2 protein-coding genes are annotated in these 1,678 nt (G+C 69.7%); both read right to left on the bottom strand.

Translation table 11 applies throughout. From position 1 onward, the window contains the following. Positions 1-220, bottom strand: a 220-nt coding sequence (locus tag IP90_RS16475; protein WP_144900763.1) for a hypothetical protein, incomplete at its 3' end; no start/stop codon positions are given. A gap of 156 nt (positions 221-376) precedes the next feature. Further along, a partial coding sequence (locus IP90_RS16480; RefSeq protein WP_199753524.1) for a YadA-like family protein occupies positions 377-1,678 on the bottom strand: 1,302 nt, incomplete at its 5' end.

Raw genomic sequence — 1,678 nt, forward strand, 5'->3', positions numbered from 1 at the left:
TGCGGCGCGCAGTACTGCCATCGCGATACTTGACGATGAAGCGGTCGAAGCCGGTCGGCGCCTGCGTGCGCGCCAACGGCACGATGTTGCGGCTTTGCAGCAGGCGTGCCGCCGGGGCGGCGCTGTTCGAATTCGCCGGCGTGGCGGCATGGGCGGTCATGCTGGCCAGCAGGGCGGCGGCCAGGGTGCCGACGGCCAGGTGGCGGGTGTTCCTCTTCATCTGTGGCTCTCTCCCGTGGATTTCAAAAGTGACGCGAGGACGGCGGTGCCGTTGCGCGGATGCCGGCTGTCGTCGCGGTGACGCGTTGTGGAACGAAGTGGAGTCAGACCGCCATGCCGTGCAGGCCGAGGCCTGCACGGCATGGCAGGTGTTTCATCACCAGCTGATGCCGGCGCCGCCGCTGACGGTGTTCTCGCTGCCGGAGAACGCCGCACCCAGCGACACGCTGGCGCGTTCGCCGACCGCACGCTGGTAACCCAGCGCCCAGGCCTGGCGGCCGCCCTGCGCACCGACACCGATCGCCATGCGGTTCACGCCGCTGAGGTTGGCGCTGTTCATCGCCATGCCGGTCAACGCACCGCCCATCGCCCCGATGCGGTCGATGCGCTGGTCCTGGCGGTCGAAGCGCTGGCCAACTTCATCGCGCAACTGGGTGAACTCGTCGGTCACCGCGTTGAAGCGCATGTCCGCGTAGCTCTTGGCCGAGGACAGGGTCTGCGTGGCGGTCTTGTCGGCGTAGGCGCGCGCTTCGGCGGTGGCCGCCGCGGTGGCATCGGCTTCGGGCGCGACGGGCGTGCCCTCTGCCAACGGTGCGGCCATCGGCACCGGGGCGTGATCGCTTGCGGCCGCGGTGATCTGGCCGCTGGATGCGTTGCGGGTGGCGACGGCGGTGGACGGTTCGGTAGTCGATGCTTCGACACTCGCCGCCTCGACACTGGCCACTTCGACACCCGAGGCTTCGACGGGCGCAGCCTGGACAGCTGTCGCGGTGGTTGCCGTTGCCGTCTTCGCCGTCGTGGCCACGGCCGTCTTCGCCGTCATGGTGCTGGCGGTGGCCGCCGGTGCTTCGGCGCTGGCCGCAGTGGTCGGCGTACCCACCTGGATGTTGTCCACCTGCCCCTGCAGGTCGTTCAACTTGTTGTCCACTGCCGTAAACGCCGCCCCGACGTTGTGGTAGCTGCCGCCCTGGATCGCATAGGTCGGGGCCACGAACGCGCCGTTGGCAAAGCCGGCACCGCCGCCGAAGGCATTGGCGATGGTCTGCACCTGGCCGACATTGACCGCATCGCTGGCCTGGGTACCGGCCGCCAGATTGGTGATCTGGCGATTGCCGATGGCCACGCTGTTGCTGCGGGTGGCGATCGAACCGGCGCCCAAGGCCACCGAGTTGGCAGCCGTGCCGCTGACCCTCGCATTGCTGCCGATCGCCACGCTGTTGGCGGTGGAGGCCATCGCGTTGGCGCCGATCGCGGTGGCGCCATCGGTCATGGCGTTGCTGAAGGAACCCAGCGCCGTGCTCTCGAGGCCCTGTGCCTGGGCGTTGTTGCCCACGGCCGAAGCCAGGTCGCCCTGCGCCTGGCTGGCCGCACCGACGGCCACCGACAGCGCACCGTCGGCACTGGCCGAGGCACCGGCGGCAATGCTGTTCTCGCCAGCGGCGATGGCACCTGCCTCGCC

Origin of the sequence: Luteimonas cucumeris, assembly GCF_007830035.1 — a bacterium.
GTDB classification, from domain to species: Bacteria; Pseudomonadota; Gammaproteobacteria; order Xanthomonadales; family Xanthomonadaceae; genus Luteimonas_C; species Luteimonas_C cucumeris.